Origin of the sequence: Aliiruegeria haliotis, from assembly GCF_003003255.1 — a bacterium.
Classification (GTDB): Bacteria; Pseudomonadota; Alphaproteobacteria; order Rhodobacterales; family Rhodobacteraceae; genus Tropicimonas; species Tropicimonas haliotis.
The window spans coordinates 224,166-246,018 of the sequence record NZ_PVTD01000004.1; the positions used below are offsets into that span (position 1 = coordinate 224,166).

At 62.8% G+C, this 21,853-nt stretch carries 21 protein-coding genes; 11 read left to right on the plus strand and 10 right to left on the minus strand.

Annotated elements, in window-relative coordinates; translation table 11 throughout:
- The first annotated feature begins 19 nt into the window (after positions 1 to 19).
- From CLV78_RS12385 to CLV78_RS12420, 8 genes are all read left to right on the plus strand, one after another.
- Positions 20 to 799, plus strand: a complete 780-nt coding sequence (locus tag CLV78_RS12385) for an ABC transporter ATP-binding protein (protein ID WP_281261145.1) — start codon at positions 20 to 22, stop codon at positions 797 to 799.
- Positions 800 to 841: 42 nt separating this feature from the next.
- The gene (locus CLV78_RS12390; RefSeq protein WP_106205131.1) at positions 842 to 1,567 is read left to right on the plus strand and encodes a transporter substrate-binding domain-containing protein; all 726 of its coding nucleotides are present in this window, start codon (positions 842 to 844) and stop codon (positions 1,565 to 1,567) included.
- 42 nt (positions 1,568 to 1,609) lie between these two features.
- On the plus strand, positions 1,610 to 2,491 hold the full coding sequence (locus CLV78_RS12395; RefSeq protein WP_106205132.1) for an ABC transporter permease: 882 nt from the start codon (positions 1,610 to 1,612) through the stop codon (positions 2,489 to 2,491).
- The gene (locus CLV78_RS12400) at positions 2,488 to 3,327 is read left to right on the plus strand and encodes an ABC transporter permease (RefSeq protein ID WP_106205133.1); all 840 of its coding nucleotides are present in this window, start codon (positions 2,488 to 2,490) and stop codon (positions 3,325 to 3,327) included. The genes CLV78_RS12395 and CLV78_RS12400 overlap by 4 nt, the downstream gene beginning before the upstream one ends.
- On the plus strand, positions 3,324 to 4,655 hold the full coding sequence (locus tag CLV78_RS12405; RefSeq protein WP_106205261.1) for a glutamine synthetase family protein: 1,332 nt from the start codon (positions 3,324 to 3,326) through the stop codon (positions 4,653 to 4,655). Before CLV78_RS12400 ends, CLV78_RS12405 begins: the two co-directional genes overlap by 4 nt.
- Before the next feature lie 180 nt (positions 4,656 to 4,835).
- Positions 4,836 to 5,516, plus strand: a complete 681-nt coding sequence (locus CLV78_RS12410) for a type 1 glutamine amidotransferase (protein ID WP_106205134.1) — start codon at positions 4,836 to 4,838, stop codon at positions 5,514 to 5,516.
- A gap of 2 nt (positions 5,517 to 5,518) precedes the next feature.
- Positions 5,519 to 6,877 carry a glutamine synthetase family protein gene (locus CLV78_RS12415; RefSeq protein WP_106205135.1) on the plus strand — a complete coding sequence of 453 codons (1,359 nt, stop codon included), beginning with the start codon at positions 5,519 to 5,521 and terminating at the stop codon, positions 6,875 to 6,877.
- A gap of 88 nt (positions 6,878 to 6,965) precedes the next feature.
- The gene (locus CLV78_RS12420) at positions 6,966 to 8,168 is read left to right on the plus strand and encodes a DegT/DnrJ/EryC1/StrS family aminotransferase (protein WP_106205136.1); all 1,203 of its coding nucleotides are present in this window, start codon (positions 6,966 to 6,968) and stop codon (positions 8,166 to 8,168) included.
- A 3-nt stretch (positions 8,169 to 8,171) separates the two neighbouring features.
- Here the strand turns inward: CLV78_RS12420 and CLV78_RS12425 are convergent, their stop codons facing one another.
- From CLV78_RS12425 to CLV78_RS12440, 4 genes are all read right to left on the minus strand, one after another.
- Positions 8,172 to 9,134: a LysR family transcriptional regulator gene (locus CLV78_RS12425; RefSeq protein ID WP_106205137.1), complete on the minus strand. Its 963-nt coding sequence runs from the start codon at positions 9,132 to 9,134 to the stop codon at positions 8,172 to 8,174.
- A 48-nt stretch (positions 9,135 to 9,182) separates the two neighbouring features.
- Positions 9,183 to 9,734, minus strand: coding sequence for a polyhydroxyalkanoate synthesis repressor PhaR (gene phaR / locus CLV78_RS12430; protein WP_106205138.1), 552 nt, complete (start codon positions 9,732 to 9,734; stop codon positions 9,183 to 9,185).
- A 134-nt stretch (positions 9,735 to 9,868) separates the two neighbouring features.
- A complete protein-coding gene (locus CLV78_RS12435; protein WP_106205139.1) occupies positions 9,869 to 10,315 on the minus strand; it encodes a Phasin in 447 nt (148 codons plus the stop codon).
- 133 nt (positions 10,316 to 10,448) lie between these two features.
- Entirely contained in the window at positions 10,449 to 12,245 is a 1,797-nt protein-coding gene (locus CLV78_RS12440) for a PHA/PHB synthase family protein (RefSeq protein WP_106205140.1), read from the minus strand.
- Between the two features lie 118 nt (positions 12,246 to 12,363).
- Between CLV78_RS12440 and phaZ the strand changes: the two genes are divergently transcribed.
- Positions 12,364 to 13,647, plus strand: coding sequence for a polyhydroxyalkanoate depolymerase (gene phaZ, locus CLV78_RS12445; protein ID WP_106205141.1), 1,284 nt, complete (start codon positions 12,364 to 12,366; stop codon positions 13,645 to 13,647).
- 442 nt (positions 13,648 to 14,089) lie between these two features.
- Here phaZ and CLV78_RS12450 read toward each other — a convergent pair whose 3' ends face one another.
- The 6 genes from CLV78_RS12450 to CLV78_RS12475 form a co-directional block, all read right to left on the minus strand.
- The gene (locus CLV78_RS12450; RefSeq protein WP_106205142.1) at positions 14,090 to 14,545 is read right to left on the minus strand and encodes an Hsp20 family protein; all 456 of its coding nucleotides are present in this window, start codon (positions 14,543 to 14,545) and stop codon (positions 14,090 to 14,092) included.
- Between the two features lie 230 nt (positions 14,546 to 14,775).
- Entirely contained in the window at positions 14,776 to 15,627 is an 852-nt protein-coding gene (locus CLV78_RS12455; protein WP_106205143.1) for a trypsin-like serine peptidase, read from the minus strand.
- Positions 15,624 to 16,451 (minus strand): trypsin-like serine peptidase, encoded by an 828-nt coding sequence (locus CLV78_RS12460; protein WP_245925023.1) that lies wholly within the window; start codon positions 16,449 to 16,451, stop codon positions 15,624 to 15,626. The genes CLV78_RS12455 and CLV78_RS12460 overlap by 4 nt, the downstream gene beginning before the upstream one ends.
- Before the next feature lie 179 nt (positions 16,452 to 16,630).
- Entirely contained in the window at positions 16,631 to 17,914 is a 1,284-nt protein-coding gene (glcF, locus tag CLV78_RS12465) for a glycolate oxidase subunit GlcF (protein WP_106205144.1), read from the minus strand.
- A gap of 111 nt (positions 17,915 to 18,025) precedes the next feature.
- A complete protein-coding gene (locus CLV78_RS12470) occupies positions 18,026 to 19,144 on the minus strand; it encodes an FAD-binding protein (protein WP_106205263.1) in 1,119 nt (372 codons plus the stop codon).
- Positions 19,145 to 19,223: 79 nt separating this feature from the next.
- Positions 19,224 to 20,660 (minus strand): FAD-linked oxidase C-terminal domain-containing protein, encoded by a 1,437-nt coding sequence (locus tag CLV78_RS12475; RefSeq protein ID WP_106205145.1) that lies wholly within the window; start codon positions 20,658 to 20,660, stop codon positions 19,224 to 19,226.
- Between the two features lie 84 nt (positions 20,661 to 20,744).
- Here CLV78_RS12475 and CLV78_RS12480 point away from each other — a divergent pair, with 84 nt between their 5' ends.
- Both CLV78_RS12480 and CLV78_RS12485 read left to right on the plus strand, forming a co-directional pair.
- Positions 20,745 to 21,443 carry a DUF599 domain-containing protein gene (locus CLV78_RS12480; protein ID WP_106205146.1) on the plus strand — a complete coding sequence of 233 codons (699 nt, stop codon included), beginning with the start codon at positions 20,745 to 20,747 and terminating at the stop codon, positions 21,441 to 21,443.
- A 46-nt stretch (positions 21,444 to 21,489) separates the two neighbouring features.
- Positions 21,490 to 21,837: a hypothetical protein gene (locus tag CLV78_RS12485; protein WP_106205147.1), complete on the plus strand. Its 348-nt coding sequence runs from the start codon at positions 21,490 to 21,492 to the stop codon at positions 21,835 to 21,837.
- Positions 21,838 to 21,853: the final 16 nt, after the last annotated feature.

Consider the following 21,853-nt stretch of genomic DNA (forward strand, 5'->3'; position numbering starts at 1 on the left):
CGCAGCGGAAAGGCTGGCCGTGCCCCAGAACGACGTCCCCGTCATAGAGATCAGAAACCTCCACAAGGCCTACGGCGCGCTGGAGGTTCTCAAGGGCGTGGACATGGTTGCCCGAAAGGGCGAGGTGATCTCGCTCATCGGCTCCTCCGGCTCCGGGAAATCCACCTTGCTGCGTTGCGCCAACCTGCTTGAAGACAGCCAGGCCGGAGAGATCCTGTTCGAAGGCGAGGCCGTGCACTGGAAGGGCGAGGGCATGACCCGCCGCCCCGGTGACCACGACCAGTTGATCCGCATCCGGACCAACCTTTCGATGGTCTTCCAGCAATTCAACCTCTGGGCCCACATGTCGATCCTTGAGAACGTGATGGAAGCGCCCGTCACAGTGCTCAGGCGCGACAAGGCTGAGGTCGAGACGCTGGGGCGCGACTTGCTGGCCAAGGTCGGCATCGGCGACAAGTGCGACGTCTACCCCGCCCAGCTCTCCGGCGGTCAGCAGCAGCGCGCGGCGATCGCGCGGGCGCTGGCGATGGAGCCCAAGGCCCTGCTGTTCGACGAGCCCACGTCGGCCCTCGATCCGGAGCTGGAACAGGAGGTGGTCAAAGTGATCAAGGCGCTGGCCCAGGAGGGCCGGACGATGATCATCGTGACCCATGACATGCGGCTGGCCGCCGATGTCTCCGACCACGTCGTGTTCCTGCACAAGGGAAAGATAGAAGAAGAAGGTCCGCCGGAGAGCCTGTTCGGCAATCCGCAAACGGACCGGCTGCGACAGTTCCTGTCACACAGCCAGGGGCATTGAGGCCCGAGCAAAAAAGACCACGTTCAACCGGGAGACCACTACATGAACAAGCTGATCCTGAGCACCGCGGTGCTGGCGATGACCGCCGGCGCAGCCCTCGCCCAAGATGTCGTCCGCATGGGCACCGAGGGCGCCTACCCTCCGTACAACTTCATCAACGATGCCGGCAAACCGGACGGGTTCGAGATCGAGCTGGGCAATGAGCTCTGCAAGCGCGCCGAACTGACCTGCGAATGGGTGACCAACGACTGGGATTCAATCATCCCCAACCTCACCTCCGGGAACTACGACACCATCATGGCCGGCATGTCGATCACCGACGAACGTGACGAGGTCATCGATTTCACGCAGAACTACTACCCGCCGACCGCATCGGCCTATGCCGCTCTGGACGAGGGCGCGGATCTGATGGGTGGTGTGGTCGCTGCCCAGGTGAACACCATCCAGTCCGCCTATGTCGCCGAGTCCGGCGCCACGCTTCTGGAGTTTGCCACCGGGGACGAGACCGTGGCCGCGGTGATGTCCGGCGAGGCCGACGCCGTCTTCGCCGATCTCGATTTCCTCGCCCCGCGTGTCGAGGAAAACGCCGAACTGATGTGGGCCGGCGAGCAGGTCCCGCTTGGCGGAGGCATCGGCATGGGTGTGCGCGAGAGCGACACCGAGCTGAAAGCGAAGTTCGACGCCGCCATCACCGCGATGAAGGAAGATGGCACCTTGAATGCCATGCTCAAGAAGTGGTTTGGCGACGATACCCAGACCTACGAATAAGGTCATCGGGAGAGCGCTTTCCGGCGCTCTCCCTGTCCCCTGATGTTCTCATATTGCGCTGATCCCAAGACCCTCGAAGGCCTCGCCTGGTTGTCGTGCTACCTGACCAACGGCGTGCACATGAAGTTCTACTGGAGCTTCGTGACAGTGTTGGTGTTGCTTGCAATCACCGCCCCCGTGGCCCTGTCGTTCGGCTTTGCGGGCGCGATGGCCTCGCGGTCACATTTTCCGCCGCTGGCGTGGCTGGGCCGGATCTACACGGCGATGGTTCGCGGCGTGCCCGACATCGCCTTTTTCCTCTTCTTTGTCATCGCGCTCGATCAGGGCCTCGAATGGCTGCGCCACCACGCGATGTGCCCGGACTGGAAAGAGCCGATCCGGCAGGGAGCGAATTTCCTTGTCTGCCCGGAAGCCAAGCTGCCGCAAAGCTCCGCGCCGCAGATATGGCACGAAATCTACAACGCCTCGCTTGCGATCTTCACCTTTGCGATCGTCTTCGGCGCCTTTGCCGCAAACGTGATCTACGGCGCAATGAACGCGGTGCCCAAGGAACAGCTGGAAACCGCGCATGCATACGGCATGTCCAATCGCCAGACATTCTGGCGCATTCTCGTCCCGCAGATGTGGATCTATGCGCTGCCCGGGCTGTCGAATCTCTGGATGATCCTGATCAAGGCCACGCCGCTGCTGTTCCTGCTGGGTGTCCAGGACATCGTCTACTGGGCACGCGAGCTGGGGGGATCCAAGACCTCGGTCTTTGCCTATCCGCATCCGGACTGGCGACTCTACTACTTCCTGTTCCTGCTGGTCTTCTACCTCGCCTTCACTCGGGTCAGCGAGATTGCACTGACCCGGTTGACCCGCAAGCTGTCGCGCGGGCAGGCCACCATGGCCGGTGAAGCCCAGAGAAAGGCCGCCGCATGAGCTGTTGGGAAACTGTCCAGGCCTATGCGTTCCGGTCCTTCGGTCTGGGGGAGCGGCTGCTGCCCAAGGCTGATATCACGCTCTGCGAGCAGGTCACGCTGATCGGCTCGGGGATGCTGTGGAACCTTTATTTCGGCGTGCTGGCGCTGGCGGCCGGTTTCTTCCTCGCGACCGGGTTGGCGTTGGCCAAGAACGCGCAGAACCCATGGCTGCGCAAGCCGGCGGAGTGGTTCATCTTCGTCTTCCGCGGTTCACCACTCTTCATCCAGTTTTTCCTCGCCTACGAGGCCTTCGTGCTGCTGCCGAAGGTTGGGGTCGAGTTCATGCTCTTCGGGATCGAGTTCAATGCCACCACGAAGTGGCTGACACGGGCCTGGCTTGGCGCCCTGATCGTGCTCTTCCTCAATACCTCCGCATATTCGGCCGAGATCTTCTATGGCGCGCTCCGGTCCGTTCCCAAGGGTGATCAGGAAGCCGCTGACGCCTACGGCCTGTCCGGCTGGCACAAGTTCCGCCGGATCACCTGGCCGACTATGCTGCGCCTTGCCTGGCCAGCCTACACGAACGAGGCGATCTTCCTCTTTCATGCCACCACACTGGTCTATTTCTCCGGTTTCCCGGCGTGGAAGCAGATGGGCGACGCGCTCTACTATGCCAGCTACTTCGCCGACAAGACCTTCAACCCCTTCGTCCCCTACCCGCTCGTGGCCGGGTATTTCATCGTGCTGACACTGATTGTCATCACGCTGTTCGGGATGGTGAACAGACGACTTAACCGCCACCTTCCACAGGCACAGAAAAAGCGGTTCCGGTTTCGCCCGCAATGGATCAGATGAGCTGGCTCGACGAAAATCCCGACATTCACAATATCCGCGTCGCCACGCCTGACCTGAATGGGCAGGCGCGCGGCAAACGGATCCCGGCGCGATTTGCATCCAAGGCAGAGAGCGGTGGCGTCCGGCTGCCGTTGTCGGCACTGAACCTCGACATGTGGGGTGAGGATATCGAGGCCTCCCCTCTGTTGTTCGAGAGCGGCGACCCGGACGGGGTTATGAAGCCCACGGAGCGGGGGTTCGTTGCCATGCCCTGGCTTGAGGTTTCGACAGCGATGCTACCGATCTCCGCCTACCACGAGGACGGCACGCCATTTGCCGGAGATCCCCGCCATGCGCTCGCCAACGTTGTGGGCCGGTTGAAGGCACGCGGACTGACCGCTGTCGTCGCCACGGAGCTTGAGTTCTACCTGGTCGACGATTCCGACGACGAGTTGCACGTTCCACGCTCACCGGGGTCGCGAAAGCGGCGCATCGGCTCCGAGATTCTGTCGCTTCAGGCTCTCGATGTCTGGGACGCCTTTTTCACCGAGCTCTACGATGGCTGCGAGGCCATGGACATTCCCGCCGACACGGCGATTTCCGAAGCGGGGCCGGGGCAGTTCGAGATTAACCTGATGCACCAGGACGATCCGTTGAAAGCCGCCGATGATGCCTGGTTCTTCAAGCTGCTGGTCACAGGACTTGCGCGCAAGCACGGGTTCGCGGCCTCCTTCATGGCCAAACCCTATCCGCAGGCCTCCGGCAACGGGATGCACACCCACTTTTCGCTGCTGGATGCAGAGGGAAAGAACATCTTCGACGACGGAACGGCAGCCGGAAGCGACGCGTTGCGCCATGCCGTTGCCGGCTGCCTGAAGGCCCTGCCCGGCTGCGGGCTGGTATTCGCGCCGCACGGCAACAGCTACGAACGCATGGTGCCCGGCGCGCACGCACCGACTGGTATCTGCTGGGCCTACGAGAACCGCACCGCGGCAGTGCGCGTGCCCGGCGGAAGCCCGAAGGCACGCCGGATCGAGCATCGTGTGGCCGGCGGCGACGTGAACCCGTACCTGTCGCTGGCCGCTATCCTTGGGGCGGCTTTGAACGGACTTGAGGATGCGGTTGACCCGGTGCCGCCGATCTCGGGCAATGCCTATGATCTCGACCTGCCGCAAATCCCCGCGAACTGGGGCGATGCGATTACCTGCTTCCAGAACGATCCTTGCGTGTCGCGCATCTTTCCGAAGGACCTCGTGCGCAATATGGTGCTCACGAAGCTTCAGGAAATGCGCAAACTGGAGGAACTGAGCCGGCGCGAGCAACTCGCGCTCTATCTCGACTCGGTTTGACGGAACTCTGAAAACCCCAAAGCCTGAACACGCTATCGGCTGCGATGACGCCAGAATGGGGCGGCATCTGCTGGTGCAATGCGCAAGACACCGCGCCACCTCTGAAATTTGATCAAATGAAACTTGCTCCCCGCTGGCGGCACGCGTAGCTTCGCGCGGAAAACAACCAACGGACCCCTCATGCGTATCGGCATTCTGCAATCCGGGCACTTCCCCGAAGAGCTTGTCCCCGAAACCGGCACCTACCCGGACATGTACGCCACCCTTCTGGATGGCCATGGTTTCACCTTCCAGACGTGGTCTGTCGTCGACGGCGTGTTCCCTGACGGGATCGACGCGGCCGATGGCTGGCTGGTGAGCGGCTCTCGACACGGGGCCTACGAAGATCACGACTGGATTCCACCGCTGGAGGAATTCATCCGCACCGCCCACGCGGCGCGTAAACCGATGGTGGGGATCTGCTTTGGCCACCAGATCATCGCGCAAGCGCTCGGCGGCAAGGTCATCAAGTTCCCCAGCGGCTGGTCCGTCGGCCCGACCCAGTACGATTTCGGCGGCGAAACGGTGGCACTCAATGCCTGGCATCAGGATCAGGTCGTAGAGGTACCCGAGGGCGCGAGGGTACTCGCCTCGACCGAGTTTTGCGCCAATGCTGCGCTGGCCTACGGCGATACGATCCTGACGATCCAGCCGCATCCGGAGTTCGGCAAGGCTGCGCTGGACGGGCTGTTGCGAACCCGCGGTCATCTCCTGACTGATGAGCTCCTGGACCGCGCGCGCAACGCGCTGGACACGCCCACCGCAAACCGGGAGACCGGACGGAAGATCGGAGAGTTCTTCCTGCGGGCACGCGAGGTATAGTCATGCTCCGCGACCTGATCGACCAATTGCCCGAGGCGGCGCAGACCTACCTTGAAGGCGCCCGGCTGGACGAGGTGGAATGCATCATCGGCGATCTTGCCGGGGTGGCCCGGGGCAAGGCCATGCCCGCCACGAAGTTCGCGAAACAATCGCATTTCTACATGCCGAACTCTGTGTTCTTGCAGACGATCACCGGTGACTGGACCGAGATTCCGGGCATGGCTTACACCGAGCCAGACATGATCCTGACCCCGGACCTGAGCACGGCAACGGCCGCACCCTGGACCGCCGACTGGACGCTGCAGGTGATCCACGACATCAACGACCAGCAGGGAAACCCGGTGCCGACCGCCCCGCGCAACGTGCTCAAGCGCGTGGTCGCGATGTTCGAGGCGGAAGGCCTGACACCGATCGTGGCCCCGGAGATGGAGTTCTACCTCGTCGCGCCCAACACCGACCCGGCCAAGGAAGTTGAACCACCGATGGGCCGGTCAGGACGTCGCGCGGCGGCCCGGCAGGCCTATTCCATGTCCGCCGTCGATGAATACGGTCCGGTTATCGACGACATCTACGATTTTGCCGAGGCGCAGGGCTTCGAGATTGACGGCATCATGCAGGAAGGCGGCGCCGGTCAGGTAGAGCTGAACATGCGCCATGGCGATCCGGTGCGGCTGGCCGACGAGATCTTCTTTTTCAAACGTCTGATCCGGGAAGCCGCGCTTCGGCACAATTGCCACGCCACTTTCATGGCCAAGCCGATCCAGAACGAACCCGGCAGCGCCATGCATATCCATCATTCCGTGGTGGAGACAGCGTCGGGTCGGAACATCTTCACGGACGCAGAGGGCAAAGACACGGAGGCCTTCCTTCATTTTATCGGCGGGCTTCAGCGGTATGTGCCGTCGATCATCGCCCTGATCGCACCTTACGTGAACTCCTACCGGCGGTACGTCCCCGACTTCGCGGCCCCGATCAACCTGGAATGGGGGCGCGACAACCGCACGACGGGCTTGAGGGTGCCGATATCCCGCCCCGAAGCGCGGCGGGTGGAGAACCGGCTCGCGGGTATGGACTGCAACCCCTATCTCGCGATCGCGGGCTCGCTGGCCTGCGGCTGGCTCGGAATGCAGGAAAAACACCCCCCCGCCGCGCCTTTCGAAGGCGATGCCTACAGCAGCGACGCGGGCATCCCGAGGACCTTCGGCGAAGCACTGCCGCTTTTTGCGCAAGCGCATGCCGTGCACGAGGTTCTGGGCGAGGAGTTTTGCAAGACGTACCAGGCTGTAAAGGAAACCGAATACAACGAGTTCCTTCAAGTCATCAGTCCGTGGGAAAGGGAACACCTCCTGCTCAATGTCTGAGTTGGTGCCAGGGTGGCAAAACTTTCACTTTCCGAATTCCCGAAAGTCGCATACTGATTTTCGGAACGTGAGGAGAGGATGACCCACCATGAGCACCGCACCGGCACCCAATGTCTATGATGCCGAAGCCATCCCGGAAGCCGCCCGTGCCGAAATCGATCGGCTGCTGAGTTCCGGCGATCTGTTTCGCTACACAGCCGCCAGCGATGCGCCTGTGACATTGCTGGAGCGTGAGTTCGCGGAGCTAATGGGCAGCCGCTTCGCGCTTGCCGTGTCTTCCTGCTCCGCTGCCCTGTTCCTGTCGCTGAAGGCGCTGAACCTGCCGCGCGGGGCCCGGGTTCTGATCCCGGCCTTCACCTTTGCCGCCGTACCGTCGGCCGTGGTCCATGCCGATTGCCATCCGGTGCTTGTCGAGGTCGGCGAGAACTACCGGATCGACCTTGCAGATTTCGAAGCGAAACTGACCGACGACATCAGCGCCATCCTCATCAGTCACATGCGGGGCCACACCTCCGATATGGATGCGATCATGGCGCTTGCCGACGCGCACAACATCCCGGTGATCGAGGATGCGGCGCATTCGCTGGGCACCGTCTGGTCCGGGCGCAAGATCGGCACCATCGGCAAGATCGGCTGTTTCTCGTTCCAGTCCTACAAGCTGGTGAATGCCGGCGAGGGCGGGATCATGATTACCGACGATCCGGACCTCGTGGCCCGGGCAGTCATCATGTCCGGCGCCTACGAGCACAACTGGAAGAAGCACGACGTGCTCGCAGAGTCCTTCGCGACGTGGCAGAACAAGCTGCCGCTCTACAATCTGCGGATGCAGAACCTCTCCGCCGCTGTCATCCGCCCGCAACTGGGCGAGATCGCGCGGCGTGTGGCAGACGGACGCTCCAACCACGACTACGTGGCCGAAAGACTGAATGCCTCGCCTTGGCTGCACGTCCCGCCGCCGTTGGCGCAGGAACTTCGCGCACCCGATTCGATCCAGTTCAACCTGCTGGACATGTCGGACGACGAGGTTTCGGCCTTTGCCGCAGCCGCCGCAGCGGCCGGCGTGACGGTGCAGGTCTTTGGCATGAGCACAGACAATGCCCGCGCGTTCTGGAACTGGCAGTTCATCGAGGGCGGCGTGCCGGAGCTTCCCAGGACCCGTAAAATGCTGATGCGGGCCTGCGATGCCCGGCTACCCGCGCGACTGACGAGACCCGATCTGGATTTCATCGTCGCGGCACTCACCAGTGCAGCCGAACAAGTCATGGGCGACGACCGCGCTTTCGGGACCTGAGTCTCAGAGCACGCGCAAATCACCCGCGAGCCACGGCATGGTCGTCGTGGCCTCCTCCACGATCATCTCTTGCAGGAGAGGCTTCAACCGCTCGACGAGCGTGCCGGCCATACCCTGCAAGTCCTCCTTGCGCGCAGAAAGCTGGATGCGACGGCTGAGCGGTGCCATCGGCAGCGGGGCCACCTTCGCCCGGTGCCGGAATCGCAACGCGCGCAGGTAGCCAAGCGGCGTGAGGATCGTCCAGCCTGCGCCAGAGGCCACCATCGCCATGATCGCGTGATAGCTGTCGAGTTCGAAGCGACGCTCGAACCGAACCCCCTGTCGTTCCAGGTGGCCGGAGATCTGACGCCCCATCAGGTGCCGCTGAGTGTACTGCACGAAAGGAACCGATCGCAGAGTGGCAAGCGGGTCGTCGCCCAGGTCGAGGCCGACCGGCACCGCGGCAATGAAAGGTTCCTCCAGAAGTGGATGAACCTCCATCCAGGATGCGGTCTCTCCCAGATCGGCGCAGACAACGACATCAAGGGCGCGGGTTTCAAGCAGGTCCATCAACCTGTGGCTGGCGCCGGTTTCCAGCAGGAAGCGACAGGTTCGGAGCTCCTCGGCCATCCCCGAGAGCAGACGCGGCGTGACGTCCGCATCGAAATCCTCGATCATTCCGAGACGTAGTTCGGTGAGGTTCTTCAGGTCGCCGGCCGAGAGCTCCGCACGCGCCTGCATGGCCTCGCTCCAGATCCTTTGTGCACGCGTCCGGAATATGCCACCGGCAGGGGTCAACTGCGCTGGCCGCCTGCTGCGATCGATCAGCGTGACGCCAAGGGCGGCTTCCAGATTGCTGAGTTGGGTGCTGACAGCGGAGGGGCTGGCTTCCAGTCGCCGCGCGGCAGCAGAGACGCTGCCGTCCTCGGCAACCGCGAGAAAAACCTCGATGCCCCAGAGCGTCACGCGGCCGGCATTCTCCGTCATCCCATCCCCGATGCGAAACAGCCACCGCCACGCATGTGCGGCTGGACCTTACTTGCCCATCCGCGCCAGCTTGGCCTGAAGATCGGCCAACTGGTTCTTGATCTCATCCAGATCCTCGCCACCGCCGCCTGCACTGCCTTCCTCGCCCGGGCTCGGCGGCCAGGTGCCCATTCCGCCGGTCATGGCGTTCAGGAAGGCCTTTTGCTGCGCCTGCATGGCGTCAAACCCGGGCATTGTCGACATCGGGTTCATCTTGCCCATGTTCTCCATCATCTTCGACTGCCCGTCACGGAGCATCTCGAAAGACATGGCCAGGAACTGCGGCACGACAGAATTGGCGGATGTGGTGTAGCTGCGAACCAGATCGGTCAGCACGTTGATCGGCAAGACACTCTCGCCCTTGCTCTCGTGCTCGGCAATGATCTGAAGAAGATACTGGCGGGTCAGGTCGTCACCGGACTTCAGGTCCACGATCTGGACCTCGCGTCCCTCGCGGATGAAACCCGCGATGTCCTCCAGCGTGACATAGTCGCTGGTCTCGGTGTTGTAGAGCCGCCGGCTGGCGTAGCGCTTGATCAGAAGCGGTGTATCGTCGGCCACGCAATTCCCTCCCTTTTGCGGTGCAGCAAACCCTAGACGAGGTGCAGAAAAAAGGAAAGGGCGGGCTTTTCAGCCCACCCTTAGGTCCACACGGGTCAGGGAGGAGGACACCCGTGCCGAACCTCTCACCGCGATTACTTGGCAGCGGTGGCTTTCTTGGCAGCGGCGGTCGCGTCGGCGGTGGCCTTCTTGACGACGGCGGAAGCGTCTTCGGAGAAGTCCTTGCCGGCGGCCAGCATCAGCTCGACGGTTTCCATCTGGACCTTCTTGGCGACCTCGGCGAAGGCAGCCATGGTTTCGGCAACCATTTCGGCCTGGGAGGAAGCATAGTCGGTCATGGCTTTCTGGTAGTCAGCCGGCTCTTCCTTCAGCTTGGTGACTTCACCCAGCTTGGTGAGCGTTTCCTTGGTCCACTTGGAGGAGATCTCGGTGGACTTCTCGGCGGCCTCGAGGGCAACTTTGGACATCTTCTCGCCAAGAGCGGCGGAGTTCTTGAAAGCGTCCTGAACGGAGGTTGCGTCCACGGGGAAAGCAGCCATCATTTCCTGCATCATCTTGGTCATGTCGTCGGTCTTGGTCATGGTATTGCTCCTTGAGAGTGCTACCCGGCCAACCGGGCGCCGTGTCATTCGATGACCAAGATATACGTGCTGCACCGCAGCATTTCAACTATTTTTCGCTGCAGTGCAGAAACTCTCTCTCAAGCTGCGGGAATCAGACCGATTTTTCCGCCTTTACGTAGGTGCCAGGCGCGGGCGCCAATGGCGGGTGATCCGAATCGCCGGGCTGGCGGGCAGGAACCTGCGCGCCTGAACGACGCTTGAGCCAGGCCTCCCAACGCGGCCACCACGAGCCTTGGTGGAACTCGCCTGTCTCCTGCCACTCTTCCGGTGACAGGCTCATGCCATCGTTGGTGTAGTGACCGTACTTCTTCTTGGAGGGCGGGTTGACGATACCCGCGATATGCCCGGATTCCGACAGGATGAAGGTCTTCTGCTTCGACCCCATTTTCTGCACGCCGCGATAGGAGCTCTTCCAGGCGGCGATGTGGTCGGTCTCGCAGGCGATGGCGCAGAGCGGAACGTCCACATCCTTGATCGACAGCGTCTCGCCACACAAGGTGAAACCCTCGCCCCCGGCAAACTGGTCATTCTGGCAGAGCCCACGCAGATACTCGACGGACATCCGCGCCGGAAGGTTGGTACCGTCGCCATTCCAGTACAACAGGTCGAAGGCCGGTGGCGCCTCGCCCAGCATGTAGCTGCGGATCGCGGGGGCATAGATCAGGTCGTTTGCCCGCAGGAAGGAGAAGGTCCGGGACATGTAGAAGCTGTCCAGCACGCCGGATTTCGTGACCTCTTCCTCGATCCCGTCAACGAAATCGTCCTGCAGGAACACCCCGACTTCACCCTGGTCGGAGAAGTCCGTCAGCGTGGTGAAGAACGTCGCCGAGCGAATCGACTTGTCGCCGCGCTTCTTCATCAGGGAGAGGGTCAGGGAAAGCGTGGTGCCAGCGATGCAGTAGCCGATGGCGTTGATCTTTTCCTCTCCACTGATGGCCTTCACCTCCTTGATCGCGGAGAGATATCCTTCCTCGATATACGTATCCATGCCGACATCGGCATAGGAGGGGTCCGGGTTTACCCAGGAAACGACGAAGACAGTGTAGCCCTGATCGACGATCCACTTGATCAGGGAGTTCTTCGGCTTCAGGTCGAGAATGTAGAACTTGTTGATCCAGGGCGGGAAGATCAGCAGCGGGGTACGATGCACCGTTTCGGTCGTTGGCGTGTACTGGATCAACTCGTACATGCGATTGCGGTATACGACCTGCCCTTCGGAGGCACCGATGTTCTCACCGACGTTGAAAGCGTCCTTGTCTGCAAGGGTCACGACGAGGTCGCCGTCATTGGCCTCAAGGTCACGCACGAGGTTCTCCAACCCGTCCACCAGCGACTGCCCCTCGGTTTCCACGGCCTTTTGCAGGGCATCGGGATTTGTGCCGAGGTAGTTTGCCGGGCTCATCATGTCGACGATCTGGGACGTGAAGTACTCCAGCCGCTGCTTGTCCTTCGGCTCAAGGTAGTCGAGCTCGGCCACTGCGGTGTGGATCGCCTCGCTTGTCAGCATGTACTGCTGCTTGATGTAGTTGAAATAGGGATGCGACTGCCAAAGCTCGCCCGCGAAACGGCGATCCTGCGGCGTTGTGTCCTCCGGGGCCTGAAGCTTGCCCGTGGTGATCTGCTGTTGGGCCTCGATGTAGTGTTTGAGGGTCTTTCCCCAGTAGTCCACCTGGTGCTCGAACACCTTGGCAGGGTTCTTCATCATCTCGGTCATGTAGGCCGAGGCGGCCTTCATGTAGAGGTCCTGACCGGGGCCCTGAAGCGATGGATCGATCTGGCGTTGCTGCGTCAGAGCTGCCACAAGTCGCTGCGAAAGCGACTCGATCTTGGCCAGATTCGCAGTGAGCGTGTCCTGATCCGGCGTGCCGGTCTCATGATCGGTTGTCATGGAAGGCCCTTTTACACTAGTTTCGTCGCGATCAATATCTTCGCAGGATTGTTCCGGCAAAGCGACCTTTTGTTCCGGTCCGCATCGGGGCGCGCCACCACAGGAAAGAGAGTGACGCATGAAATACATGGCAACCTATGACATGATGGAGTCGATCAGGGTCACCAATGAGTGGCTCGGCTCCACGGCCAAGGCCGCCTATTCGTACCCGGTATTCGGCTTGTCGATGAACCCGATGGTTGCGATGGCAGCCGCCTGGGGCGAAGTCACGGAGCGCAGTTTCCAGAGAATGGTCACGAAACCGGACTGGAATATCAACTCGGTGGTGGCGGAAGATGGCCGCGATCACCTCGTCGATGTGATCGTCGAAATCGAGAAGCCCTTTGGCGACCTGATTCACTTCGAGGTGCAGGGGCGCCCCGAACGGCCCCGCAAGGTGCTTCTGGTTGCGCCGATGTCGGGTCACTACGCAACGCTGCTGCGCAGCACGGTCATCTCCCTTCTGCCCGATTGCGAGGTCTACACGACCGACTGGCACAATGCGCGCGACATCCCGGTCTCGGCCGGCAAGTTCGATGTCGAGGATTATGTGCTCTACCTCGTGGAGTTCATGAAGCACCTCGGGCCGGACACCCATGTCATCGCGGTCTGTCAACCGGCACCGCTGACGCTGGCCGCGACGGCATATCTCGCGGAGGAGGACCCTCAGGCACAGCCAAACTCCCTGACGCTGATCGGCGGACCCATCGATCCGGGTGCCGCCCCGACGGAGGTGACGGATTTCGGACGCACCGTGACCATGGGCCAGTTGGAACAGCACGTTCTGCAACGTGTGGGATTCAAATATGCGGGCGCCGGCCGGATGGTCTATCCCGGCTTGCAGCAGCTTGCCTCCTTCATGGCGATGAACTCGGAGACCCACGCCACCGCGTTCTATGACCAGATCGTTCGATCCGCACGTGGCGAGGCTCACGAGCACGATCGCCACAACCGTTTCTACGACGAGTATCTCGCCGTTATGGACATGACGGCCGAGTTCTACATGTCCACCGTCGAGCGTGTTTTCAAAAACCGCGAAATCGCCAGAGACGTCTTCGAGGTGAACGGGAAACGGGTGCATATCGGTGCGATCACGGACGTGGCCGTCAAGACGGTCGAAGGGGCAAAGGACGACATTTCCGCGCCCGGTCAATGCGTTGCGGCGCTCGACTTGCTGACGGGACTCGATCCGTCCAGGAAGGCCAGCCATGTCGAACCTGGTGCCGGGCACTACGGCATCTTCGCGGGCAAGTCCTGGCGGAACAACATCCGGCCGCTGGTTCTGGAGTTCATCGACGCGAACATGACCCATGAGCGCCGCAAGCTGGAGTTCGCAAACATCAAGTCGTTGCACGCTCGGTAGAGACGCGATTCTTAACGAGATGCCCCGCGACCGGGGCTTCTCGACCATCTGTATGAAGCGGTCGAGATACTGGCCTTGCCGGCGCACGACCCCGTATCACACGCGGTCTCTGGGCCGGTGTCGAGTGGCTCACCAAACCGCATGATCGTCGCCGTTTCGGAGCGATTGCATACCCACCACGGCGCGATCGCGGAGAGCGCTCCCTTTCGGATTCTCCGCGTTCCCTACCCAAACCGCGGACGTGGCAGCCTCGGACCGCCACTGAGAACAGGTCCTTTGTCCTACCACTGAAGACGCACTCGTGCGATTCACCTACAAGCTGGGCAAGCGAATGGCCTCGCGGTGAACGGCTTTTCGCACTGGCCAGAGCCCTTCGGGGAATGCATCAAAAAAAGGGCGCGCCACCCCTGCGGTGGCGCGCCCCAGATCGGATAAGACGCGATCAGGCTTCGACAGTCTTGCCCTCGATGGCCTTGCTGCCGCCGATCTCGATCCGGCGCGGCTTCAGTGCTTCGGGCACCTCACGCACGAGGTCGATATGGAGCATCCCGTCGATGTGGCTGGCACCGGAGACACGAACGTGGTCGGCAAGCTGGAACCGGCGCTCGAAGGCCCGGGTGGCGATGCCGCGATGCAGGTAGGTGCGCTCCTTGTCGTCCTCGGCCTTCTTGGCAGACACAATCAACGCGCCTTCCTTGACCTCGACGCTCAGCTCGGACTCTGTGAACCCGGCAACGGCAATCGAGATGCGGTAGGCATCTTCATCGGTTTTTTCAATGTTGTAGGGGGGATAGGTCGGCTGCGGCGCATCGGCGGCCATGACCCGGTCCATCAGGTCAGCAACGCGGTCGAAGCCAACAGTGGCACGATACAGGGGTGCAAAATCAAGCGTACGCATGGAGTCATCCTCTCTTGAGCGATGTCAGTTATGCGCCCTCCATCCGGACGGGCGCCGTTTCGGTTTGTCCCGACCCGCTCGGCGGCGTCGGCACATTGATGAATTGGGAATAGCGCCGGGCGGTTTCAAGGGGTCACCCCGAGAATCCGGAAACCCGATTATAGTCAACACCCTGAGCAGATATCGAGCCTGCGCTGGCTGTGCGGTCTGTCCGTCACGCGAGGTCCCCGCTATGGCCGGACGAAGCGGGCACCAATGTCTTTTCGCTCTTTCGCGGCACCGCCGGTGTCAGGCACGCCCGGTTGCAGCCGCTTGGCCGTGAAGGCTTGTTTTGGCCAGACGCCCTCGCCACTGCGCAGCGCATCGCGGACCTCTGCCATGGGGCGCTCGATCTCCGCTCCGAACACCTGAATCTCCCCACCGTCGCGCGTTCCGCGAGATACGAGGGAGACAATGCGTGGCCGACCACCGGAAAGGTCGAAAACTGGCGCTCCAGAGGATCCATGGTCGGCATCGCAGGAAAACCGCATCACACGCTGCCCCATCGCAGTGACCGTGCAGGCCCTTTGCCAGCTCAACGCCCGGTCGCGACCCCGGGCGTAGGACACCAGGCTCACCTGCCCGCCCGGACGCACCCCGCCGCTGGCCCTGAAGGGCGCTGCAGTCGCTGCCGGGATCGGCGCGTCGAGCACGATCAGCGCGACGTCCGAACGCAGTTGCCGCAGCCAGTTCGCATCTTGCGGGGCATAGGTGGGATGCAGGACCGCCCGCACGCCATTCCGTTCTGCAATGGCCTTGCCGTCACGCAGGCCGGCCCGGAAGACGACCTGTCGCGGATCAATGCGCTTGTCTTCCCGGTCCAGAAGGCAGTGCGCTGCGGTCAGAACGAGGTCGGTCGCAATCAATACGCCGGTGCAGAACCCGCGATCAGCGAGATCCAGACGCCCCACGGCCTCCCACCCCAGCGCTTGATGGCGCAACGTCAGGCGCTTGAGATCGGTGTCCGCGACGGCGGGGCCAATGCCAAACCCCATGACCACCAAGGCCAGCGCGGCCGCCACGATATGTCGGGGCAAGGTCATGGACGCAGGAACTTGGCACCGGTTCGTGCTGGCTCCTGGCCATTGCTCAGGGCGGAACCGCCGTTCAGCACGCCCCTTGGGCGGGTCACCAGTTCTGCGCGCAGGGTCTCGATGGATTCGCGAAGCTCCCCGGCCAGCGCGACAGGCTCACCGCGTGCCTCGGCCTTCGAGGATACGACCGAAACAATGCGGGGCGCATCGCCCTCAAGCGAGAAGATCGGCGAGCCCGACGACCCGAAATCGACGGAACAGGAGAGCATGGCAACGCCACCGAACCGTTCCAGCACGTGACAGGTCCGTTGCAGCGACGGAGCCTCGGCCCGGTCCTCCGCATAGGAAACGATTCCCACCTCTTCGCCCTTGCGAAGCCCACGCCCGGTTTCGAAGGGGCGGATCCGGGCGCTTCGGATCGGCCGGTCAAGTTCCACCAGGGCGACATCCACCGCGACCCGGGCGATCTGCCGGTCCTCGCTAACCGAAAACTCGGGATGATGTACGGCGCGGCGCACCCCGCGATAGGCTTCCGCCCGGCCATTTCGCCACCCGGCAAGAAACTCGATCCTGTCGATCGGGACCGGTTCGCCGGTATGCGAATCGAACAGGCAATGCGCAGCCGTCAGGACCAGCGTCGGCTCGATCAGGGCGCCGGTGCAGAAACTGCCGCGGCCCATGTCGAGCCGTCCGACGCCTTCCCACCCGCGGGTTTCGTCGCCGGTCTCCAGCTCCTGTAATCGCGTGGATGCGAGGCCCTCTGCACGCAAGCGCTCACTCGTGAGGCCCATGGCCCCGAGGGCCAGCACAACCAACAATCCGAACCGAAACATCCGACCTCCAAAACGTTGGCAAAGTCTTAACGGCCGGATCGGGCGAGAATGTGGCGGCAGGGCCGTCCCTGTTACCCTATCGCGCGGCCCGAACAGGCGCCAGGCAGGCAGCCGTTCGCGGGATTTCGCCGCCGGTGCCAGGTGCGGCCTGGCGCACCGGCCGTGCGCAACGCCCAACCTCACCCCAAAGCGCGCGGCCTCGGCCCGCCTGTCGCCCAATCGAGCAATTCAACCGTGTGCACCACCGGCACCCCGGTTCCCGAGCCGATCTGCATCATGCATCCGATATTGCCCGCTGCGATCACATCGGGTGCCCTGGCTTCCAGCGTCCGGACCTTCCGCTCCTTCAGCTCCTGGCTGATCTCCGGCTGCATCAGGTTGTAGGTTCCCGCGGAACCGCAGCACAGATGCGAGTCCGCGGGTTCGACAACCTTGAAACCGGCACCTTTCAGAAGGGTCTTGGGGTATGTCTTGATCTGTTGACCATGCTGCAACGAACAGGCCGCATGGTAGGCCACGGTGAGGTCCGCCGGTGGCGACGCTTCAACGCCAAGATCCACGAGCACCTCGGAGATGTCTTTCGCGATGGCACTGACCGCCGCGGCCTCTTTGGCCAGAGGTTCGTTTCGGAACATGAAACCGTAGTCCTTCACGGTCGTGCCGCAGCCCGAGGTGTTGATGACGATTGCATCAAGTCCCTCGCCCTGCATCTCTGCCCACCAGGCCTTGATGTTGCGGGCGGCGGTTGCATGCGCTTCGGAGGACTTGCCCATATGGTGGGTGACTGCACCGCAACACCCTTGCCCGTCGGCGATGACCACTTCGCAGCCGAGGCGCCGCAGCAGGCGGATCGTCGCGTCATTGATGTCTGTGTTGAGCGCCCGCTGTGCACAACCGGTCATGAGTGCCACCCGCTTGCGCCGTTCGGCCCGGGGCGCAAAGACCTGCGGATCATCGTTGCGACTCACGGGCGGGATCTCCTTCGGCGCCATCTCCAGCATCGCGCGCAACCGGGCATCCGGCACCAGTCGCCGGAACGGTCGCCCTAGCTTTGCACCGATCAGCGCCCACCGGAACCGCATCGGATAGGGCAGGATCCGGGCCAGAACCCATCGCAGCATGCGGTCCATAATCGGCCGCTTGTAGGTCTCCTCGACATGCACCCGTGCGTGATCGATCAGGTGCATGTAGTGGACGCCCGACGGGCATGTGGACATGCAGGCGAGGCAACTGAGGCACTGATCGATGTGCCGGACGGTTTTCTCGTCGGCGGGGCGGTTGTTCTCCAGCATGTCCTTGATCAGGTAGATGCGGCCGCGCGGGCTGTCGAGTTCATCGCCCAGAACCTGGTAGGACGGGCAGGTCGCCGTGCAGAACCCGCAATGCACACAGGCGCGCAGGATCTCGTTGGCCCGCTGGATGCCCGGATCCTCAAGCTGCTCCTCGGTGAAGTTCGTCTGCATGCTAGCTTCCCACCTTGCGCCCGCGGCGCGGCCGTGTGTTCTCATCCGGTGTGCAGCCTTGACCGCACGCGAAACCACGCGCCAGCCGGCCACATCCTTGCAAAATCGATATCATCCCATCAGCCCCCGGTTCAGGATTCCGCGCGGATCGAACCTGTCGCGCAGACCGGCAGAGATCGCGGCGAGAGGTCCGGGCTCAGGGTGAAAGACGGGAGTGTCACCGTACGTGCCCACCGCGGGACGGACAAGTGTTGCATGACCCGGTATCCCGGCCATCGCCCCCCTGACATCGGTTCCCGGCGACACGCAAACCCACACGAGGCCGCCGCCCCAATCCAGAACAGCCTGGGCCCCCGTCATCCGTTCAACAACACGCGGACCGTCCGACGGCGCCACCGAGATACGCCAGAGATCGCCGGGTTTGCCGACCAACGGCTCGACGTCCCGAACGCTGCGCCACAAGGCCCGGGAGGCATCGACATCCGCAAGGTGCTCGACTTCGCCGAACCGGCCCAGAAGTGTCGTCAACTGCCCCGTCCGATAGCGCACCGAGGCGTCGAACCCTTCGACGCGCAGCAACGTGCGCGCGGGCGGGCCGGGCAGATGGGCGGCTCCGCTCACCTCGAAAGGTGAGCCGAGACCCGCCGACATCGCCTCGACTGCGGCGGGAACCGAAAGCCCGTGCAGGACGAGCGTTGCTTCGGTTTCCGATGCCGGCAGAACCTTGAAGCTGACTTCGCTCAGGATGCCAAGCGTACCGAACGAACCCGCCATCAACTTGACCAGATCATATCCGGTGACGTTCTTCATCACCCGGCCACCGTTTTTCAACACGGTCCCCGTCCCATCGACGAAACGCACACCGATCAGGCTGTCCCGGCAGGCACCGGCCTGAATGCGCCGCGGGCCGGAGACATTGGCAGCGACAACGCCACCAATCGTCGGCTCGCCCTCTGTGCCCATCAGTTGCCGATGATCCATCGGTTCAAAGGGCAATCGCTGCCCCTCGCCCGCCAACGCGGCTTCGACCTCCGCGAGCGGTGTGCCCGCCTGCGCGACGATCGTCAGCGCGCCGGGTTCATAGAGCGTCACGCCGGTCATTGCGGACACCGACAGGGCTTCGCCTGTCTCCGGACGACCGATCGGGCGGGTTCCGCCGCCGCGCACAACAAGGGGGCCGCTCGCAGCCGCCACCAGATCCGCCAGTTCCGCTTCGCTCGCCGGTGCCATCATCTGTTCTGGCCCTTCTTTCTGGAATAATCCTCGTGGGTGGCCCGAAAGTCAGCGGGCCCGGCAGGCATCAGGCCAGTCATTCCGCCGCGCGCCGCACCCGCGACGCCTCCAGCGGGAACACCTTTGCCGGATTCAGCAACCAGGACGGATCGAAGACATCCTTCACGGCCATCTGCGCCTCCAGATCCTCCGGCGCGTACTGCACATTCATCAGATCACGTTTCTCGATGCCGACACCATGTTCTCCGGTCAGGCAACCGCCGACCTCGACGCAGAGTTTGAGGATCTCGGCCCCCATCGCTTCGCATTTCTCCAGATCCCCCGGCTTGTTGGCATCAAAGAGGATCAGCGGGTGCATGTTCCCGTCGCCGGCATGAAAGACATTGCCGACCTCAAGCCCAAACTCCGCGCTCAGCTCGCCGATCCGCCGCAGGACATACGGCAGCTCGGAGACGGGAATTGTGCCATCGAGGCACATGTAGTCGTTGATCTGGCCCATGGCCCCGAATGCCGACTTCCGCCCCAGCCAGATCCGCGCCGATTCTTCCTCCGAGCCACTCTCGCGCAACTCGACCGGATTGTGGCGACGGGCGATCTCGAGGATCTTGGAAAGCTGCTCCTCGATTTCCGCCGCCGAGCCCTCGACCTCCACGATCAGCAGCGCCTCGCTGTCGGGATAGCCGGCCTTGGCAAACGCCTCCGTCGCGCGGATGCATGGGCGATCCATGAACTCGATGGCAACCGGCAGCACGCCAGCCTTGATGATGTCGGACACGCATTGCCCGGCAACCTCGTTGCTGTCAAACGCCATCAGGACGGGGCGTGCGCCTTCCGGTTTGCGCAGGATGCGCAGCGTGGCTTCGGTGACCACCCCCAGTTGACCCTCCGAACCGCAGACCAGCCCAAGCAGATCCAGACCCGGCGCGTCGAGATGCGCGCCGCCGATCTCCACGACGGTGCCATCCATCAGAACCATCCTGACACCAAGCAGGTTGTTCGTGGTCACCCCGTATTTCAGGCAATGCGCCCCGCCCGAGTTCATCGCCACGTTGCCGGCAATGGCACAGGCGAGCTGGCTGGAGGGATCCGGTGCGTAGAAGAAGTCCTCCTCCTCCACCGCGCCCGACACGCTCAGGTTCGTCCGGCCGGACTGAACGCGGATGTACCGGTCGGCATAGTTCGTCTCCAGCACGTCGTTCATGCGGGCCACACCCAGGATCACGCTGTCGGCTGTGGGCAAGGCGCCGCCGGCGAGCGAGGTGCCCGAACCGCGCGGCACAACCGGCACGCCCTCTTCATGGCAGATCCTGAGAACCGCCGAGACTTCTTCGGTGTTGCGGGGCAATACGGCGGCAAGCGGCGGGCACCGGTAGGCCGTCAGCGCATCACATTCGTAGGCCCGCGTTTCGGCCTCGTCATCGATGACCGCATCCGCAGGCAGCGCCTGCTTCAGACGTGCGACCACCTGCGACTTTCGCGACAGGATCGACGAATTCGGGACTGGCATTTCCATGGCGTGTCCTCCCCAGCAATTGGTAAGTTTTTAGAACCAATTTTTGCGGCTGTCTACCGGCGCGTTGCGCGATAGGGTCTCGCCATGACGCTCATAGACGGACTCGCCCTGCTCTCCACGCTCGACATGATCGCGCTGATCCTCCTTGTCGCCTGCTGGTATGGCATCGGCTGGCGGATCGAGCATGCCGGTTTCAAGCGCCGCTCCGTGTCCAACCTGATGCGTGCCTATCGCGAGGACTGGATGCGGGAATTCGTGACCCGCCAACCCCGCATCTTCGATGCCTCGATCCTGTCGACGCTCCGCCAGGGCACGACATTCTTTGCCTCCTCCTCGATGCTTGCCATCGGTGCCGGGCTGGCACTGATCGCCAACCCGCAGCCGCTCAGCGACGTCGCAGGCGATCTTGTCAGGGGACAGACCCCGGAAATCCTGTGGGAAATCAAACTCCTTCCGGTACTGCTTTTCCTTGTGTCCGCATTTCTGGCCTTTGTGTGGTCACACCGGCAATTCGGTTATTGCGCGGTGTTGATGGCCGCGGTCCCGAACGATGCCGATGATCCGCTGACCTATCCGCGTGCAGCGAAGGCAGCCGAGCTCAATTCGCTAGCCGCACGCAGCTTCAACCGTGGCATGCGGTCGGTCTACTTCGCGCTCGGTGCTACCGCCTGGCTGGCAGGCGCCGTTCCGCTGATACTCGGCACACTTGCCGTTCTGGCGATGATCGTCCGGCGAGAGTTCGGGTCAAAAAGCCGCAACCTTCTTCTGCACCACGACAGCTGACACAATCGTGACCGCGCGCATATCCCGGCTGTGGCAAGGTCGCGGGATGAAACACCTGATGCTCCTGCCTGTCCTTGTGCTTCCCGCCGCTGCCGATCCGGCGGTCATCGAGGATGTCACCGCCCGCCCATCGGGGAGCGGTTGGACCTTTTCGGTGACACTCCGTCACGGCGACACCGGATGGGACGACTATGCCGACGGGTGGCGCGTGCTGTCGCCAGACGGAACCGTACTGGGCACCCGTGTCCTGGCGCATCCGCATGAAAACGAGCAACCGTTCACCCGGTCACTGGGTGGTGTCGCAATCCCTGAGGGGCTCGGCGAGGTCGTGATCGAGGCAAGCACCAGCCCGGAAGGCTGGGGCGGCGAGAGGCGGGTCTTCCCCCTCCCCTGAACCGGCACTGCCCACC

Coding starts and splice junctions, on each gene's coding strand:
- CLV78_RS12475 (WP_106205145.1), bottom strand. CDS start 20,660: ATGGAAATGCCAGTCCCGAATTCGTCGATCCTGTCGCGAAAGTCGCAG.
- CLV78_RS12415 (WP_106205135.1), top strand. CDS start 5,519: ATGCTCCGCGACCTGATCGACCAATTGCCCGAGGCGGCGCAGACCTAC.
- phaZ (WP_106205141.1), top strand. CDS start 12,364: ATGAAATACATGGCAACCTATGACATGATGGAGTCGATCAGGGTCACC.
- CLV78_RS12435 (WP_106205139.1), bottom strand. CDS start 10,315: ATGACCAAGACCGACGACATGACCAAGATGATGCAGGAAATGATGGCT.
- CLV78_RS12460 (WP_245925023.1), bottom strand. CDS start 16,451: ATGTTTCGGTTCGGATTGTTGGTTGTGCTGGCCCTCGGGGCCATGGGC.
- CLV78_RS12470 (WP_106205263.1), bottom strand. CDS start 19,144: ATGGCACCGGCGAGCGAAGCGGAACTGGCGGATCTGGTGGCGGCTGCG.
- CLV78_RS12455 (WP_106205143.1), bottom strand. CDS start 15,627: ATGACCTTGCCCCGACATATCGTGGCGGCCGCGCTGGCCTTGGTGGTC.
- CLV78_RS12420 (WP_106205136.1), top strand. CDS start 6,966: ATGAGCACCGCACCGGCACCCAATGTCTATGATGCCGAAGCCATCCCG.
- CLV78_RS12400 (WP_106205133.1), top strand. CDS start 2,488: ATGAGCTGTTGGGAAACTGTCCAGGCCTATGCGTTCCGGTCCTTCGGT.
- CLV78_RS12390 (WP_106205131.1), top strand. CDS start 842: ATGAACAAGCTGATCCTGAGCACCGCGGTGCTGGCGATGACCGCCGGC.
- glcF (WP_106205144.1), bottom strand. CDS start 17,914: ATGCAGACGAACTTCACCGAGGAGCAGCTTGAGGATCCGGGCATCCAG.
- CLV78_RS12395 (WP_106205132.1), top strand. CDS start 1,610: ATGTTCTCATATTGCGCTGATCCCAAGACCCTCGAAGGCCTCGCCTGG.
- CLV78_RS12450 (WP_106205142.1), bottom strand. CDS start 14,545: ATGCGTACGCTTGATTTTGCACCCCTGTATCGTGCCACTGTTGGCTTC.
- CLV78_RS12485 (WP_106205147.1), top strand. CDS start 21,490: ATGAAACACCTGATGCTCCTGCCTGTCCTTGTGCTTCCCGCCGCTGCC.
- CLV78_RS12425 (WP_106205137.1), bottom strand. CDS start 9,134: ATGACGGAGAATGCCGGCCGCGTGACGCTCTGGGGCATCGAGGTTTTT.
- CLV78_RS12410 (WP_106205134.1), top strand. CDS start 4,836: ATGCGTATCGGCATTCTGCAATCCGGGCACTTCCCCGAAGAGCTTGTC.
- CLV78_RS12480 (WP_106205146.1), top strand. CDS start 20,745: ATGACGCTCATAGACGGACTCGCCCTGCTCTCCACGCTCGACATGATC.
- CLV78_RS12405 (WP_106205261.1), top strand. CDS start 3,324: ATGAGCTGGCTCGACGAAAATCCCGACATTCACAATATCCGCGTCGCC.
- CLV78_RS12440 (WP_106205140.1), bottom strand. CDS start 12,245: ATGACAACCGATCATGAGACCGGCACGCCGGATCAGGACACGCTCACT.